This is a genomic window from Haloarchaeobius marinus (assembly GCF_051207415.1).
Taxonomy (GTDB): domain Archaea; phylum Halobacteriota; class Halobacteria; order Halobacteriales; family Natrialbaceae; genus Haloarchaeobius.
Genome location: NZ_JBPKGD010000001.1, coordinates 861,336 through 877,210 on the forward strand (window position 1 = coordinate 861,336; position 15,875 = coordinate 877,210).

Consider the following 15,875-nt stretch of genomic DNA (forward strand, 5'->3'; position numbering starts at 1 on the left):
TAGCTTCGTGCCTCGAACCGGTCCGTGATGCGACCTGATAGGGGAACAGAGCGTGGTGTTAGCAAACATCATTATCCACCCGTCCGAAAGGGGCCGTATGCCAGGTGCAACAGACCAGACGTTGCGACCGTTCCTGTGGCGCGCCGAGAAGATGTTTCCCGACCGCGAGGTCGTCTCGCGCACCCACGAGGGTATCGTCAGGTACGACTACGAGGCGTACGCCGACCGGGTCGCCCAGTTGGCGAACGCCCTGGAATCGGCCGGGGTCGAGTCGGGGGACCGGGTGGGGACCTTCTGCTGGAACCACCACCGTCACTTCGAGACGTACTTCGGCGTGCCGAACTCTGGGGCGCAGTTACACACCATCAACCCACTGCTCCCCGACCACCACATCGAGTACATCGTCGAGAACGCCGACGACGAGGTGCTGTTCGTCGACCCGTCGCTCGCGCCGAAACTGGAGGGGCCGGCGGAGTCCGATTCCTTCGACGGCGTCTCCCAGTTCGTCGTCATGGGGAGCGAGGTACCCGACACCTCGCTCGACCCCGTCGTCGACTACGAGACGTTCATCGGCGAGCAGGACACGGCGTACGACTGGCCGGAGCTATCGAGCGACGCGCCGGCCGGGATGTGCTACACGTCCGGGACGACGGGGAAGCCGAAGGGCGTCGAGTACACCCAGAGCATGCTCTGGGCGCACACGATGGCGACGCTCCCCGAATCCGGCATCGGCATCGGGGCCGACGAGGTCGTCATGCCCGTCGTTCCGATGTTCCACGTCAACGCGTGGGGGCTGCCGTTCTCGACGACGGCCGCCGGTGCGAAGCACGTCTACCCGGGACCCTCGCCGGAACCGGCAGACCTCGTCCACCTCATCGAGGAGGAGGAGGTCACCCTGACGGCCGGCGTTCCGACGGTCTGGCTCGGGATACTGGAGTACGCCCGCGACAACGAGGTCGACCTCTCCTCGCTCGAACGCATCATCATCGGCGGGTCCGCCGCCCCGGAGGCCGTCATCGAGACGTTCGACAGGGAGTACGACGTGGAGGTGGTCCACGCGTGGGGCATGACCGAGATGTCGCCCATCGGGACCGTCGCCCACCTCAAGCCCGGGATGGAGGACTGGGATGCCGACCAGAAGTACGCGAAGCAGGCCAAGCAGGGACTGCTCGTCCCCGGCCTGGAGATGAAGGTCGTGGACGACGACGGCGAGGAGGTCCCCTGGAACGGCGAGGACTTCGGCGAACTCTGGGTTCGCGGGCCGTGGGTCACGACGGAGTACTTCGAGCGTCCCGACGCCAACGAGGCCGACTTCGAGGGCGAGTGGCTGAAGACCGGCGACGTGGTCACCGTCGACGACGACGGCTACGTCCAGATCGTCGACCGGGCGAAGGACGTCATCAAGTCCGGCGGCGAGTGGATATCCAGCCTCGAACTGGAGAACGCGCTGATGGCCCACGACGACGTGGCGGAGGCGACGGTCATCGGCATCCCCCACGAGCGCTGGCAGGAGCGTCCGGTCGCGTTCGTCGTCCCGGTGGAGGGGGTCGACACGGACGGCCTGCAGGACGAACTGCTGGATTCCGTCCGGTCCGACTACCCGAAGTGGTGGGTCCCCGACGACGTGGTGTACATCGACGCCGTCCCCAAGACGGCGACCGGCAAGTTCGACAAGAAGGTCCTGCGCGAACGGTACGGCGACGAGAGCGACCTCGTCGAGGGGAAGGCACCCGAGGAGGCCGCACCGGACGACGACTGACGCCCTCGGCGGGGCGTCGCGCCTTCGATTCGACTAGACGAGAACGACGAGGACCGCCCCGATCGTCCCGAGGGCGACGATGCCACACCCGATTGCGACGTATTCTGCGACGGCGCGGCCGCCCGGGAGGACCGTCCCGACGTCGCTGCGGACGAGCGTGACCGCGACGACGATGCCGGCGACGCCAGCGGCCGCGAGTCGCCGGACGCCGACCGTGTGGACGCCGAGCGCGTAGACGAGCATCGTCACCCCGGCACTCGCGAAGGCGAACCCGATGGCCTGGTAGAGCGCGACCCCGGAGTCGCTCAACTCGGGTTCCTCCTCGGCGAGGGCGAAGTCGGCGAAGTTCCGCACGACGTACATCGACTCGGGTCGTCGCATGAACAGGTAGCCGAGTCCGACCCAGACGAGGCCCACGTAGATGAACTGCGGTGCGTGCATGGCCGTTCGCCACGAATCGACACAGCCACGTAGTAGTTGTGAAGCCGGGGTCAACACACTTCAATCTCGACCTCGTACCGCCCCGACATGCGCCGCCGTGCCCTGATCTCTACGCTCTCCGCGGTCGGACTCGCCGGCTGTAACGCCATCGGCGGGAGTCCCGACCGGACGACGCGACCGCCCCTCGGGGTCGAGACCGAACCGCCGACGCCGACGCGGACGGCCATCGCCGACCCGACCGGGGACCCGACGCCCGCCGCACGCACGCGGGTCGGCCCGACGCGGACGCTCGTCTCGCTCCGGCCCCGGAACGTCCCCGACGGCCTGGCCGTCCGAACCGGCTTCCTCGGCGGCGCGACGCGGGAGCGTCCGTTCTTGCTCTGGGTCGGCGTCGAGAACCGGTCCGACACCGAGACGACGCTCGACCTCGGGGGAACCCCGCCGGTGTCGACCTACCGGTTACGTCCGGAGGACGGGGACCAGCCCCTCTACCTCGTCCCCGTCGAGATGGACGAGACGACGGCGGGGCTTCGCCTGTGGAACTCGTGCTGGAAGACCCGGGACCGCGGCGTCGTCGAGGAACCGGAGACCACCCGGACCGTGACGGTGCCACCGGGCGAGATGGTCGGCCGGCCGTACGCGCTGGCGACGATGCGGGGTGCGGGCGTCTGCCTCCCGGTGGGGCAGTACGTGGTCGCCGGGGACGGCGACTGGTCGGTGGGCCTGTCGGTGTTCACCGAGGCCGGCCGGGACCAGCTCTCGTCGCAGTTCGCCCCGGACGACCTGCCCCAGCTCTCGTTCCCGGGGTCCGAGGGGACGTCGTGGTACCACGAGCTGGCCGGCGACGACCCCGCCGTGTACGCCGGCCCGAACGACGAGCAGGTCGGACTGAACGGCGGCGACTTCAGACTCACCCTGTACAACTACGGCCACGGGCCGGTCGACCTGCGCAGGGAGTGGCGACTCTACCGCCAGCACGCCGACGGGTGGCGACTCGTCGCCCCGTTCGACGACGCCGACCCCGGCGTCGAGACAGTCAGGCCCGGGGAGACCGGCACCGTGGCGCTCCGGTTGTGGAACAGCCCCCGCCTCGACGTCGACCCACCGACCACGGTCGGCGGCCTCCGGCCGGGACGCTACGCGGTCGCCCTGGTGCGGGCGTCGGTCTGGCGCGGTGCCACGCGACAGCGCGTCGTCAGCCTCGCCGCTGCGGTTGACCTCGTCGGGAACCCGCCGACGCTGTCGCCGTCGAGTGCGGTCTCGGAGACGGCCAGGGACGGCGCCACCCTCGAAGTCGACACGGGGACCCGGGACCCGTGGTTCGTGTCCGTCGAGCGCCTCGCCGACGCCCCGGACGCGACGCTGTTGCTGGAACAGGTCCTCCAGTTCCAGGTGCTCCGTGACAGCCTCTCGTACCTCCACGATGACGACGACCTCGACGAGGTCGCCCTCGGAACGTCCCGGGAGCGAGTCCGACGCTTCTTCCGGGCGGCGGCGCGTCTCGGCGTCGACGACGGCGAGGGGACGGTCCGGTTCGCGTTCGGCGGGACCGGCTACCGCGTCGACGTGGGTGCGTCGTAGTTCGACACATCGGAACACAGATACGTCGCGGACGTGACGCCCGTGACGTGCGACGCAGAACAGCCCTCACCGCCCTGACTGGCGTCCTCACCTCCCTCGCTGGCTGTAACGAGTTGGCCGACGGTCGGTCACGTCCCACCTTCGGCGTCGAGACGACGGCGTCGTGGGGCGACGATACGTCGAACTACCCCTCGCAACCGCCGGCGGACCCGGCGGTCGGTGCCGTCGCCACCCTCGGCACGCCGAAGAACGTCCTCGTGCTCCCCTCGAACGCCGGCGTCGACCCGTCGTTCACGGTCGGGTTCACGCGCGGCGGCGACGAGGCGAGTCCGGTCCGTCTCTGGGTCGGCCTGACGAACACGCAGGACTGGACCGAACGCTTCGTCTTCGACGGTGCGGTCCCGTTCGACGGCTTCGTCGGCCGGCCCGCCCGGACTGGAATCCGTCGCGACGTACGCGACGACGAGGAAGGACCGGAACTCTGGCTGGTCCCCCGCGACGACCCGACGTTCGACGAGGTGCGCCCCGACGCACCGACCGACGACTGCTGGCGGGGACGCAGCGCCCGCACCGAACCGCCGGAGCGTCGCTTCGTGTCGCTCGACCCCGGCGACACCGTCGGCCAGGAGTTCGTGCTGGTGACGCCGCCCGACGCGGCGGCGTGTCTCCCGGCGGGTGCCTACCGGTTCGCGAGCGAACGGTACGACTTCTCGTTCGTCCTCTCCGTCTGGGTCCGGACCGACCGAACGCCACCGGAATCCAGGTTCGCCGGCGCGTCCGTCCCGTCCCCCAAACGGCGTGGAGAGGTACGCTGGTTCCACGATGCGCGGTCGAACGACGCGTCGACCTACCTCGTCCCCGGGGCCGAACGGGTCGACGCGCCGACCGTCCTCGACTGTACGCTGCACAACTTCGGGCGAGACGCGGTGAATACGGGTGGGGTCCAGCTGTTCCGACTCGAAGACGGGCGCTGGTGGCAACTCCTCGCGGGGGGATTCACCATCTCGGACTACGCCCGGATCGTCTATCCCGGCCAGGCGGCGTCCGTCACCGTCGGCCTGGGGACGGACGAGGGCGACGAGTGGGTGCCGGCACTGCGCCCCGGTCGGTACGCGGTCCAGTGGGGCGTCCTCGAATCGGGCGCCGCGACAGCGGCCGTCGTCGACGTGGCGGACGCCCCCGCCGTGGAGCTGACGCCGACCGACCACGTCGTCGGCACCGGGCGACGCGACGACACGCTCGTCGTCAAATCGTCCCGGGTCGAGGCGGTGGACCTGCGCGAGGAAGCGACGCTGGAGGTCCGACGAACCGACGTGGACGCGGCCAGCAGACTCCTCCTCGAACGCGCCGTCGCGTCGGACGGACTCCGGAACACGCTCTCGTACCTCGACGGCGACGAGACGCTGGACGCGGCCCGTCTCACCACGAGCAGCGCCGTCGTCTCGAGGGCACAACGCGCCGTCCGCAACTCGGACCGGTTCTCGTTCCGGGGCGAGACGTACGTCGCCGAGCGGCACGACCCGGACGCGAACCGGGCCAGGTGACGCCTACCGGAGTCGACGCCCCCGGCAAACCCTATTTGGTCGTCCGTGCCGAAGCGAGTCCATGGACCTGCTCGACGAGAGCATCGTGCCGTCGGAGGCGCGAGGCATCAAGGAGGAAGCCCACGAGTTCGCCGCCGAACACATCGAACCCGACGCCGAGCGGTACTTCGAGTCGGGCGAGTACCCGTGGGAGGTGCTCGAGGCCGGGCAGGACGCGAACCTGGTCGCCCAGGACATCCCCGAGGAGTGGGGCGGGCGGGGACTCTCCCTGCCCCAGGTGCTCGCAATGACCGAGGAGTTCTACCGTGCCGACGCAGGCATCGCCCTGACGCTCCAGTTGGCCAGTTTCGGGTGCGAGTTGACCTACGAGTACGGGAGCGACGAGCAGAAAGAGAAGTACCTCCGGCCGGTCGCCGAGGGCGACCAGATATCCGGACTCGCCGTCTCCGAACCGGAGACCGGGAGCGACCTCGCCGGCATCGAGACGACAGCAGAACGCGACGGCGACGAGTACGTCCTCGACGGCGAGAAGTACTGGATCGGCAACGGCGTCGAGGCGGACTGGATAACCCTCTACGCCCGGACCGGTGACGACGACGACAACCGGTACGGCAACCACTCGCTGTTCATCGTCCCGACGGACGTCGACGGCTACGAGGCCGAGCACATCCCCGAGAAGATCGGCTTTCGCGCCTCGAAGCAGGCCCACGTCACCTTCGACGGCGCGCGCATCCCCGTCGAGAACCGCATCGGACACGAGGGGAACGGCTTCATGATGCTCGCCGACTTCTTCAACCACGGTCGCGTCGTCGTCGCCGGCCACGGACTTGGCCTCGCCGCCGCCGCCATCGAGGAGACGTGGGACTTCGTCCACGACCGCGAGCAGTTCGGCCGGTCGATCGCCGACTTCCAGGCCGTCCAGCACGACGTCGCGGACATGCTGACGGAGTTCGAGTCCGCCCGGGCGCTCACGTGGCGGGCCTGCGAGAAGGTCGAGAACGGCGTCAACCCCGGGTACTGGGCGGCGATGGCAAAGACGAAGGCGACGGAGACGGCGACGCACAACGCCGAGACCGGGATGCAACTCCACGGGGGCCGGTCCGTCCTCGACGAACGGCGCATCTCGCGGGTGTACCGCGACGTCCGAATCCCGGTCATCTACGAGGGTGCGAACGCCCTCCAGCGGAACCTCGTCTTCCGGCAGGCCTGACCGTCGGTTCTCGCACGGTCCGGCGTGTCCGGGGAAAACGCATTGCAGTTCGGCCACGACAGGGACGGCATGGAGGACCGAGTCATCGAGTCCGAGGACCTCGTCGATTCGACGGGTATCGGATACAGTCAGGGGAGAGTGGTGAACGGCGTCCTGTACACGTCGGGACAGGTCGGCTGGGACGCCGACTTCGAGGTGGCTGGCGAGGACGTCGAGTCGCAGACGAGACGGGCGTTCGAGAACGTCGAGATACTGCTCTCGGAGGTCGACCGTGACCTGACCGACGTCGTGAAGGTCACCGGCTACGTCGTCGACCCCGCGACCCGGGTCGAGTCGTTCCTCGACGTGTGGAACGAGGTGTTCGACGAGGAGCCGTACCCCTGCCTCACCATCATCGGCGTCGACCAGCTCGCACAGGAGTCGTTCCTGGTCGAGGTGGAGGCCGAGGTGCCCCTCGAGTAGCGTGGTCCCGTAACGCGCTCCGACCCTCGTCCCCGGACGACGGCCGACGAGAGTGGGACCGGGATGCAGGCGACCGCAAGCGTCTTTATCGTGTCACAGAAACAGGGTGAGCACCAGAACCGTGGGGGTCGCCCACCACGCACAGGGGTCACACCGAGAATGACGGCGACGAACAGGGTCCTCATCGTCAGCGACGACGCCGAGTTGCGACGCCGAATCGCCGCGCCGCTGGAGGGGACTGACCTCACGGTCGAGGTACTCACCGCCGCGGGCTTCACCGATGCCGTCGACCGACTCGCGGACGGCGACCTGGAGTGCATCGTCAGCGACGCGACGACGGTCGCGAACGCGCCCGCGGTCCTCCAGGCGACGCGGGAGCGCCACCCGGCACTCCCACTGCTCGTCGTCGCCGAGTACAGCGCCGACGACGGGAGCGGCACCGCCGTCATGGAGGTCGTCGACTTCCTCGACGGGGTCGGGACGCCCGGGTCCGACGACGCCTTCGCCGGGTGGGTCGCCAACTCGGTCGTCCACACTCCGACCGGCGCGGGCCCGCGCGGGGGAACCCGCCCGGAGGCCGTGGTCGGGGACGTCAGGCGCTCGCTCGTGGACGCCTCCTCGCCCATGGACGTCGAGCGCGCGGTCTGCGAGCAACTCACCCTCGGGGGGCAGTACACCTTCGCCTGGATCGGCGAGTACGACCGCCACGAGGGACAGGTCGTCCCGTGGGTGTCCGCGAGTGCGACCCGGGACTGGCCGGTCAACGTCACGTTCCCGGTCGGCCGGAGCACCGGTCGACCGTCGGTCGTCGAACGCGCACTCCGGACCAGGGAGCTACAGGTCGTCGACGACATCGCGTCCCACGACGCCGCGGTACCCTGGCGGGGTGCGGCGACCGACCGCGACTGCGCCGCCGTCGTGGTCGCGCCGCTGTACTCCGAGAGGGAACTGTACGGCGTCCTCGGAGTGTACTCCCGCGACGATGCCGGGTTCTCGGAGCGGGAACTGCGTGCGCTCCGGGAGATCGCCGGAAGCGTCTCCCACGTCCTCGAGACCATCGCCATCCGTGGCCGCATCGACCAGCAGGAACGTGTCCTCGACCGATACGAACGCCTGGTCGAGACGGTCGGCGACGGGATGTACGCACTGGACTCTGGTGGGCACTTCATGACGGTCAACGACGCGCTGTTGTCGACGACGGGATACAGTCGCGAGGGCCTGCTCGGCGAACACATCTCCATCGTCCTCGACGACGAGTCGGTCGCCCGCGGTCGGCGGACCATCAAGCGATTGATGCGAGGAACCCGGACGGAGGGCGAGACGCAGGAGGTGACGGTCCGCACGAAGGACGGTCGGACGTACCCGGGCGAGGTCCAGATTGCCCTCTTGCCCCACGACGAGCAGTTCCGGGGGACCGTGGGCGTCGTCCGGGACATCACCGAGCGCAAACGGCGCGAGCAGGAACTCAGGCGACAGAACGACCGCCTCGACGCCTTCGCCAGCATCGTCAGTCACGACCTCAGGAACCCGCTCGGGGTTTCACAGGGATACCTCGAACTCGCCATGGACGACGCGTCGGACGACGTGACGGCCTCGCTCGAACACGTCGCCGACGGACTGGACCGCATGGAGGACATCGTCTCCGACGTGCTCGCACTGGCCAGGCGCGGCCAGACGGTGACCGAGACGGAGGCGACGGACCTCGAGACGCTCGTCGGGGAGGCGTGGTCGAACGTCGAGACCGGGTCGGCGACGCTGTCGGTGACCGAGACCGCGGTCGTCGACGCCGACCGGTCGCGCCTGCTCCGTGCGTTCGAGAACCTGTTCCGCAACGCCGTCGAACACGGTGGCGACGACGTGACGGTCGACGTCGGACTCGTCTACGACGTCGCCGAGGCGGATACGTCCTGCCCCGTCGGGTTCTACGTCGCCGACGACGGGCCGGGGATGCCGGCGGGGGTCGGTGAGAACGCGTTCGACTCGGCGTTCACGACGTCGAACGAGGGGCTGGGAATCGGGCTCTGGGTCGTGCGAGAAGTGGCGAGTGCGCACGACTGGACGACCCGGGTCGCCGAGAGTGGGTCGGGCGGCGCACGGTTCGAGTTCGTGGACGTACGGTCGCCCTAGTCAATCGTTGTTGGGGAGGTCCTGGAACGCCCCGACGAAGTCGCCGTGGTCCTGCATCTCCGAGACGGCGCTGTCGACCCGGTCGCGCAGTTCTGTCACGCGGTCACAGAGGTCGGCGTACTCCTCGCTGGTCTCGAGTTCGCGGTCGGACTTCTCGGCTTCGAGCAGCGACTTCTTCGAGACGAGGGCGTAGTACTCCTGGATGTCGGTCTCGTAGTCCGAGCGTCCCGTGACGTTCTCGACGCCCTCTAGCAGTTCGTCCTTGGAGACGGGCTTGACGAGGTAGTCGTCGAACCCCATCTCGACGATGTCGAAGTCCGGGTCGACGGCCGTCACCATGACGACCCGGCAGTCGTAGCCGGCCTCCCGGATGCGTTCGAGCACCTCGTCGCCCGAGAGTCCGGGCATCCGTCGGTCGAGCAACACGACCTCGACGGACTCCTCCATCAGGTTCAGCGCCGACTCGCCGTCGTACGCCGCCTCCACGTCGTACTCCACCCGGAGCCACGTGGCGAACAGGTCGGCCAGGCGGGACTCGTCGTCGACGACGAGAACTTCGAGGCCACCGGACCCGCTGCCTGCCCCTCGACCGTCGTTTTCTGCCACGTTGGGTCAATGGTGACTCCGGTTCTTAAATGTCGCGACCAATTATACTCTCGCTGAAGATATCTGCGGTCGATAACGACGCGCTAGGCGGGTGAGGAGACCGAAAACGGCCGACCGGGTCGCCGTGTGGACGGGCCCGGCGTTACTTCCCTTCGAACTCGGGTTCGTCGTCGCCGAAGAAGGCGTTGATGCCCTCGTGGACGTCCTCGGAGTTGACGACGTGGCCGAAGCCCAGGGACTCGACCTCCAGGCCGGCGTCGTGGTCGTCCCAGCCCTTGTGCATCGCGCGCTTCGTGTAGCGCATCGCGAGCGGCGGGCCGCCCGCGAGCTTGGCCGCGTACTCCTGGGCGCGCTCCTCGAACTCGTCCGGTTCGACGATCTCGTTGACGAAGCCGAAGTCGGCCATCTCGTCGGCGGGGTAGCGCTCGGCGGTGAAGATTATCTCCTTCGCGCGGCCCATCCCGACGATGCGCTGGAGGCGCTGGGTGCCGCCCCACCCGGGGAGGAGACCGAGGTCGAACTCGGGCTGTCCGAACTCGGAGCGCGTCGTCGCCAGTCGCACGTCGGCGCAGGTCGCGAGTTCCATGCCGCCGCCGAGACAGTAGCCGTCGATGGCGGCGACGACCGGCATCTCGATCTCTTCGAGTCGGCCGAACGTCTCCTGACCGTACTTCGAGAGTTCGACGGCGTCGAAGGGGTCGGCGCCCCCGCCCGCGATGCTCATGAAGTCGGCACCGGCGGAGAACGCCTTCCCGCCCGCACCGGTCAGGAGGATGGCCCGCACGTCGTCGTCGTCCTCGAACAGGTCGATGGCGGCGTCGAGTTCCTCGATGAGTTCCAGCGAGATGCTGTTCATCTGCTGGGGCCGGTTCAGTTCGACGTGGCCGACCATGTCGCCCGGATAGTCTATCTCGAGCGTGTCGAAGTCGACGGCCCCCTCGTCGTCGTCGCCGGCGTCGTCGTAGAAGCCACCCTGCTCGGCGACCGTCTCGAAGTGCTCGTCGGGTTCGTAGCGCGGGTGCCCCGTCTCCTCGTGGGCGGACTGGAGCGCCTCGTACAGCGCGTCGAGGCCGTACTCGTCGGCCATCTTGGCCGGTCCCTTGGGCCAGCGACCGCCGAGTTTGACGGCCTCGTCTATCTCGTCGGCCGAGGCGACGTCGTCGCCGACGAGGTACGCCACCTCGTTGGCGGTGCAGGCGAGGAGTCGCTCCTTTACGAGGTCGCTGTGCTCGTCCATCGGGATGTCGGCGCCGCCGTCCTCGTAGTCGTAGAAGCCCTTGCCCGTCTTCTGGCCGAGTTCCTCGGCGTCCACCTTCTCGGTGAGGAGCGGGCACGGTTCGTACTTGTCGCCCAGTTCGTCGTGCATGTAGTCGAGCACGTGCGCGCCGACGTCGATGCCGACGTAGTCCGCGAGTTCGAAACTGCCCATCGGGAGGCCGATGTCGAACTTCGTGGTGGAGTCGACCTCCGCTATGGTCGCCGTCCCGTCGTGGACCAGCCACGCGGCCTCGTTCATCAGGGGAACGAGGATGCGGTTGACGATGAACCCGGGCACGTCCTTGCGGACGCGGACCGGCGTCTTGCCCATCGCCTCGGCCAGGGCCTCGGTCACGGCCATCGTCTCCTCGCTCGTCTCGGCACCCGAGATGACCTCGACGAGGTCCATCCGGACCGGCGGGTTGAAGAAGTGCATCCCGCAGAACTGGTCCTCGCGGTCGGTGGCCGTCGCGATCTCCGAGATGGAGAGGCTGGACGTGTTCGTCGCGAAGACGGCGTGGTCGGGGGCGTGCTCGTCGACCTCGCCGAAGACGTCCTTCTTGATGTCCATCCGTTCGACGATGGCCTCGACGACGAAGTCCGCGTCCTCGACGGCGTCCTCGAGGTCGACGACTGCGGTCACGTTGTCCAGGGCGTCGTCGGCCTGCTCCTGCGTCATCTGGTCGTTCTCTGCGAGCTTGTTCAGGCTCCACTCGATGTTGTCGTAGCCCTCCTGTACGAGTTCCTCGTTGATGTCGCGCAGCACGACGTCGTAGCCAGCCATCGCTGCGACCTCCGCGATGCCGTGTCCCATGTTCCCCGCACCGAGAACTGTGATGGTGTTGATATCGTCCAGCTCCATGTGCAGTCCGTCAACTGGCAGCCGTTTCAAGGTTTCCCTATCCGAACTTAGAAACGCATCTTCGGTTTATCGCGGGTTACATAGATTTTTAACCTAGAATCCGTTAACAGTTTTTCATGGACTACGCGCTCTCGGACGAGCAGAAACAGATCAAAGAGGAGATCCGCCGATTCGCGGAAAACGAGATCCGACCGGTGGCGAAGGAGTACGACGTCGAGGAGAAGTTCCCCCACGAGGTCATGGACAAGGCCGCCGAGATGGGCCTCCTCGGCGCACACATCCCGATGGACTACGGCGGCGCCGGTTACAGCAACCTCGAATCCGCACTCATCACCGAGGAGCTGTTCGCGGTCGACCCCGGCATCGGCCTCTGCATCACCTCCGCCGCCTTCGGCGCGGACGCCATCATGGGCTTCGGGACCGAGGACCAGAAGGAGCGCTTCCTCCGACCCGTCGCCGAGGGCGAGGCAATCATGGGCGCGGCCATCTCCGAACCCGACACCGGGTCCGACGTCTCCTCCGTCTCCACGCAGGCCGAGAAGGACGGCGACGAGTGGGTCATCAACGGCAACAAGATGTGGATCACGAACGGGTCCGTCGGCGACTACTACGTCGTCCTCTGCCAGACGAACCCCGAGGCCGAGGGCCGGTACAACGGCTTCAGCCAGATCGTCGTCGAGGCCGACCGCGACGGCTTCAAGTCCGAGAAGATAACCGGGAAACTCGGCATCCGCGCCTCCGACACCGCCGAACTCATCCTCGACGACGTCCGCGTGCCCGAGGAGAACCTCATCGGGACGCAGGACGCTGGCTTCCTCCAGCAGATGCAGTTCTTCGACGAGACCCGGACCGCAGTCGCCGCACAGGGCGTCGGCATCGCCAAGGGTGCCAGCGAGGCCGCACTCGACTACGCCAAGGAGCGCGAACAGTTCGGGCGTCCCATCTCTGACTTCCAGGCCATCCAGCACAAACTCGCCGACATGCACACCCGCACCGAGGCGGCGCGCCAGCTGACCTACAAGGCCGCCTGGAACGTCGACCGGGGCGAGGACATCACGAAGCTCGCTTCGATGGCCAAGGAGTACGCGTCCCGCGTCGCCGTCGACGTGGCCAACGAGGCCGTCCAGATTCACGGCGGCGCCGGCTACGTCAACGACTTCCCCGTCGAGCGGTTCTACCGCGACGCGAAGATCACCCAGATATACGAGGGCACGACCGAGATCCAGAAGAACATCGTCGCCCGCGAACTGCTCGGCAAGGGCTACTGAACCGCGTCGCTCCCCGGCCGTCTAATCTCCGTTCGTTCTCGACCGTCTCCGACGCCCCGACCGTTCGGCAGGCAGTCCGCGTCTCGCCGGACGCGGGATTTAATCTCTCCCGGCCCCTTGCGCCGGGCATGACCGACTCCGACCTCGTGGAGGCCCGCCGATGACGGACTGGCAGGCGACGCTCCGTGCCGACCCCGTCATGGCCGACCTTCTGGACACGCACGGCGACGTCGACCTCACACCGGCGGCGAACGAGTTCGAACGCCTCGTCGTCTCCATCCTCAACCAGCAACTCTCGACGGCCTCGGCGGCGGCCATCCGCGACCGGGTCTTCGACCTGCTCGACGGGACGGTGACGCCAGAGACGGTGCTGGCCGCAGACACCGACGCGCTCCGGGACGCCGGCCTGTCGACGACCAAGGTCGAGTACGTCCGGAACGCGGCCGAGGCGTTCCAGGAGCGCGACCTCGGCCGCGACGGCCTCTCGTCACACACGGACGAGGAGGTGGTCGACGAACTCACCCGCATCAAGGGCATCGGGGAGTGGTCGGCGCACATGTACCTCATCTTCACGCTGGGCCGGGAGGACGTCCTCCCCCTCGGCGACCTCGGCGTCCGGCGGGGCCTCGAATCGCTCTACGACGTCGACACGCGGGCCGAGATGCGCGAGGTGGCGGACCCGTGGCGCCCCTACCGGTCGTACGGGACGCTGTACGTCTGGCGGCACTACGAGAGTTGACTCCCGGCGTCGCCGCCGTCACCGCCGAGGCGGCGGGCCGTTGACGGCGAAGGTGCCCGGGAGCGAACCACCTTTCACCTTCGACGGAGAGGCGAAGACGATGCCAACGCCCCGGTACGAGAGGGAGGTGGTGGACTGGTGAGCCTGAAGTCCGACGTCGTCGCGGGTGCGCGCGACGTCTCGCCGTTCCTGCTCGGAATCGTCCCGTTCGGACTGGTAACGGGCGTCAGCGCGCTCGAAGCGGGGATGAGCGGGCTACAGGCGGTGGGTATGTCCGTCATCATGTTCGCGGGTGCGTCACAGCTGGCGCTCATCGACCTCGTCGGCAGGGACACACCTGTCGCCGTGGCCGTCGCGACGGCCGTCGTCATCAACCTGCGCTACCTGATGTACAGCGCGTCCATCGCGCCGTACTTCCGTGCGTTCAGCGCGCCCTGGAAGTGGGTCTGCTCGTACTTCATGACCGACCAGTCGTTCGCCGTCGCGGTCACCGAGTTCCAGCAGACGGACCCCGACGAGCGGAGCAGGCGCTGGTACTACCTCGGGGCCGCGACGACGCTCTGGGTGGTCTGGATACTCACGACGATGACCGGCGTGGTCGTCGGGGCGAACGTGCCAGGGGGCCTGTCGCTGGAGTTCGCCGTCCCCCTGACGTTCCTCGCCCTGCTGGTTCCGGCCGTGAACGACCGGGCGAGCACCGTCGTCGCCGTCGTCGCCGGCGGCGTGGCCATCCCGGCGGCGGCGCTCCCGTTCGACCTCGGGTTGATGACGGCGGCCCTGCTCGGCCTGGTCGTCGGCATCGTCGTCGACGCGAGGACGGACTGGTCGGCCGACGAGTCTGACGGAGGTGCCCACCGATGACGTCGTACGACGACGCGACGCTCTGGGCCGTCTTCCTCGCGGTCGGACTGGCGACGCTGGCGTTTCGCCTGTCGTTCGTCGTGCTGTTCGGCAGGGTAGACACGGTACCCGACCGGGTCGAGCGCGTCCTGTCGTTCGTCCCGGCCGCGGTACTCACGGCGCTGGTCGTGCCGGCGGTCGTCGCGCTGGAACTGACCGGAACGCTGCTGGACCCGTCACTAACGCTCGTGGCCGACCCGGCGAAAGTCATCGCGATGGGCGTCGCTGCCGTCGTCGCCTGGCGGACCGAGGACGTACTCGCGACCATCGCCGTGGGGATGGCGACGCTGTGGCTCGTCGGCATGGTCGCCTGACCGGCGCCGCCCGCGCCTCCACAAGCAGTCGTGCCACCGGCGCGTTATCTACGCGAACTGGCACTCCGGTTCGCCCGAGTCCCGACGGGCGAGTGGTCGGAGGATTATAAGAACGAACCCGTACGTATAAAGCCTCATTATTAAGTGTGACGGGTGCCACTTGGTGCAATGTCATTCCCACATGTCGAGGAATGGGGATTCATGGGAACAGAAAAACAATCCACCACGGTACCGAAGCACCGCAGCGAGGACGACGCCGCCGGGCCGTCGAAAGGGGAACTCTTCGAGGCCCTCTCGAACCGCCGCCGCAGGGAGACACTTCGCTACCTGCTCGAACAGGACGACGAGGCGACGACGAAGGGCGAGGTCGCACGCCACATCGCTGCGCGCGAGACGGGCAAGGACGTCGACGACGTCTCCTCGAGCGAACGAAAGCGGGTGTACATCGCGTTGCACCAGACGCACCTCCCGAAACTCGACGACGTCGGACTCGTCGACTACGACTCGTCGCAGGGCGACCTCTCGCTGGGCGACGGCGTCGACGGCCTCGACGTCTACCTGGACGTCGCCGCGGACGACGACGCCGGTTGCTGGGGCGCGTACTACGCCGGCCTCGGCGGCGTCGGCCTCGCCCTGACCACGCTCGCCGGGACGGGAGTGGTCCCCGTCGGCCCCGACCTCGCGCTCGGACTGGTCGCCGCCTTCACGACTGCTGTCGCCGCGACGGGAGTCGCACAGGTCTACGCGAACGTCACCGGGTCCGGTCCGGACGACCTCCTCGACACGACGCCAGACGGCGACTGAG

14 protein-coding genes are annotated in these 15,875 nt (G+C 68.1%); 11 read left to right on the top strand and 3 right to left on the bottom strand.

What is annotated here, in order from left to right; translation table 11 throughout:
- The first annotated feature begins 97 nt into the window (after positions 1-97).
- Complete coding sequence (locus tag ACSC1W_RS04440; protein ID WP_435345656.1) at positions 98-1,759, top strand: long-chain fatty acid--CoA ligase; 1,662 nt, start codon at positions 98-100, stop codon at positions 1,757-1,759.
- Between the two features lie 33 nt (positions 1,760-1,792).
- On the opposite strand, the gene ACSC1W_RS04445 is transcribed toward ACSC1W_RS04440, so the two are convergent.
- Positions 1,793-2,200 carry a DUF6199 family natural product biosynthesis protein gene (locus tag ACSC1W_RS04445; RefSeq protein WP_435345657.1) on the bottom strand — a complete coding sequence of 136 codons (408 nt, stop codon included), beginning with the start codon at positions 2,198-2,200 and terminating at the stop codon, positions 1,793-1,795.
- 87 nt (positions 2,201-2,287) lie between these two features.
- Between ACSC1W_RS04445 and ACSC1W_RS04450 the strand changes: the two genes are divergently transcribed.
- The 5 genes from ACSC1W_RS04450 (at position 2,288) to ACSC1W_RS04470 (ending at position 9,124) form a co-directional block, all read left to right on the top strand.
- Positions 2,288-3,781: a hypothetical protein gene (locus ACSC1W_RS04450; protein ID WP_435345658.1), complete on the top strand. Its 1,494-nt coding sequence runs from the start codon at positions 2,288-2,290 to the stop codon at positions 3,779-3,781.
- Between the two features lie 47 nt (positions 3,782-3,828).
- Positions 3,829-5,325 (top strand): hypothetical protein, encoded by a 1,497-nt coding sequence (locus ACSC1W_RS04455; RefSeq protein WP_435345659.1) that lies wholly within the window; start codon positions 3,829-3,831, stop codon positions 5,323-5,325.
- 61 nt (positions 5,326-5,386) lie between these two features.
- On the top strand, positions 5,387-6,535 hold the full coding sequence (locus ACSC1W_RS04460; protein WP_435345660.1) for an acyl-CoA dehydrogenase family protein: 1,149 nt from the start codon (positions 5,387-5,389) through the stop codon (positions 6,533-6,535).
- 69 nt (positions 6,536-6,604) lie between these two features.
- Positions 6,605-6,997 carry a RidA family protein gene (locus ACSC1W_RS04465; RefSeq protein ID WP_435345661.1) on the top strand — a complete coding sequence of 131 codons (393 nt, stop codon included), beginning with the start codon at positions 6,605-6,607 and terminating at the stop codon, positions 6,995-6,997.
- Between the two features lie 159 nt (positions 6,998-7,156).
- Positions 7,157-9,124 carry a PAS domain S-box protein gene (locus ACSC1W_RS04470; protein WP_435345662.1) on the top strand — a complete coding sequence of 656 codons (1,968 nt, stop codon included), beginning with the start codon at positions 7,157-7,159 and terminating at the stop codon, positions 9,122-9,124.
- Here ACSC1W_RS04470 and ACSC1W_RS04475 read toward each other — a convergent pair whose 3' ends face one another.
- Positions 9,125-9,730: a response regulator transcription factor gene (locus tag ACSC1W_RS04475; protein WP_435345663.1), complete on the bottom strand. Its 606-nt coding sequence runs from the start codon at positions 9,728-9,730 to the stop codon at positions 9,125-9,127.
- A 142-nt stretch (positions 9,731-9,872) separates the two neighbouring features.
- Positions 9,873-11,849: a 3-hydroxyacyl-CoA dehydrogenase/enoyl-CoA hydratase family protein gene (locus ACSC1W_RS04480; protein ID WP_435345664.1), complete on the bottom strand. Its 1,977-nt coding sequence runs from the start codon at positions 11,847-11,849 to the stop codon at positions 9,873-9,875.
- A 116-nt stretch (positions 11,850-11,965) separates the two neighbouring features.
- Here ACSC1W_RS04480 and ACSC1W_RS04485 point away from each other — a divergent pair, with 116 nt between their 5' ends.
- The 5 genes from ACSC1W_RS04485 (at position 11,966) to ACSC1W_RS04505 (ending at position 15,874) form a co-directional block, all read left to right on the top strand.
- A complete protein-coding gene (locus ACSC1W_RS04485; RefSeq protein ID WP_435345665.1) occupies positions 11,966-13,117 on the top strand; it encodes an acyl-CoA dehydrogenase family protein in 1,152 nt (383 codons plus the stop codon).
- 160 nt (positions 13,118-13,277) lie between these two features.
- Positions 13,278-13,856: a DNA-3-methyladenine glycosylase family protein gene (locus ACSC1W_RS04490; RefSeq protein WP_435345666.1), complete on the top strand. Its 579-nt coding sequence runs from the start codon at positions 13,278-13,280 to the stop codon at positions 13,854-13,856.
- A 138-nt stretch (positions 13,857-13,994) separates the two neighbouring features.
- A complete protein-coding gene (locus ACSC1W_RS04495; RefSeq protein WP_435345667.1) occupies positions 13,995-14,717 on the top strand; it encodes an AzlC family ABC transporter permease in 723 nt (240 codons plus the stop codon).
- Positions 14,714-15,070 (top strand): AzlD domain-containing protein, encoded by a 357-nt coding sequence (locus ACSC1W_RS04500; RefSeq protein WP_435345668.1) that lies wholly within the window; start codon positions 14,714-14,716, stop codon positions 15,068-15,070. Before ACSC1W_RS04495 ends, ACSC1W_RS04500 begins: the two co-directional genes overlap by 4 nt.
- 201 nt (positions 15,071-15,271) lie before the next feature.
- Complete coding sequence (locus tag ACSC1W_RS04505; RefSeq protein ID WP_435345669.1) at positions 15,272-15,874, top strand: DUF7344 domain-containing protein; 603 nt, start codon at positions 15,272-15,274, stop codon at positions 15,872-15,874.
- Position 15,875 lies beyond the last annotated feature (1 nt).

What these genes read in the sequence shown, in the direction of transcription:
- ACSC1W_RS04500 (WP_435345668.1), top strand. Translation starts at nt 14,714, where the DNA reads ATGACGTCGTACGACGACGCGACGCTCTGGGCCGTCTTCCTCGCGGTC.
- ACSC1W_RS04465 (WP_435345661.1), top strand. Translation starts at nt 6,605, where the DNA reads ATGGAGGACCGAGTCATCGAGTCCGAGGACCTCGTCGATTCGACGGGT.
- ACSC1W_RS04480 (WP_435345664.1), bottom strand. Translation starts at nt 11,849, where the DNA reads ATGGAGCTGGACGATATCAACACCATCACAGTTCTCGGTGCGGGGAAC.
- ACSC1W_RS04445 (WP_435345657.1), bottom strand. Translation starts at nt 2,200, where the DNA reads ATGCACGCACCGCAGTTCATCTACGTGGGCCTCGTCTGGGTCGGACTC.
- ACSC1W_RS04460 (WP_435345660.1), top strand. Translation starts at nt 5,387, where the DNA reads ATGGACCTGCTCGACGAGAGCATCGTGCCGTCGGAGGCGCGAGGCATC.
- ACSC1W_RS04505 (WP_435345669.1), top strand. Translation starts at nt 15,272, where the DNA reads ATGGGAACAGAAAAACAATCCACCACGGTACCGAAGCACCGCAGCGAG.
- ACSC1W_RS04490 (WP_435345666.1), top strand. Translation starts at nt 13,278, where the DNA reads ATGACGGACTGGCAGGCGACGCTCCGTGCCGACCCCGTCATGGCCGAC.
- ACSC1W_RS04450 (WP_435345658.1), top strand. Translation starts at nt 2,288, where the DNA reads ATGCGCCGCCGTGCCCTGATCTCTACGCTCTCCGCGGTCGGACTCGCC.
- ACSC1W_RS04470 (WP_435345662.1), top strand. Translation starts at nt 7,157, where the DNA reads ATGACGGCGACGAACAGGGTCCTCATCGTCAGCGACGACGCCGAGTTG.
- ACSC1W_RS04485 (WP_435345665.1), top strand. Translation starts at nt 11,966, where the DNA reads ATGGACTACGCGCTCTCGGACGAGCAGAAACAGATCAAAGAGGAGATC.
- ACSC1W_RS04440 (WP_435345656.1), top strand. Translation starts at nt 98, where the DNA reads ATGCCAGGTGCAACAGACCAGACGTTGCGACCGTTCCTGTGGCGCGCC.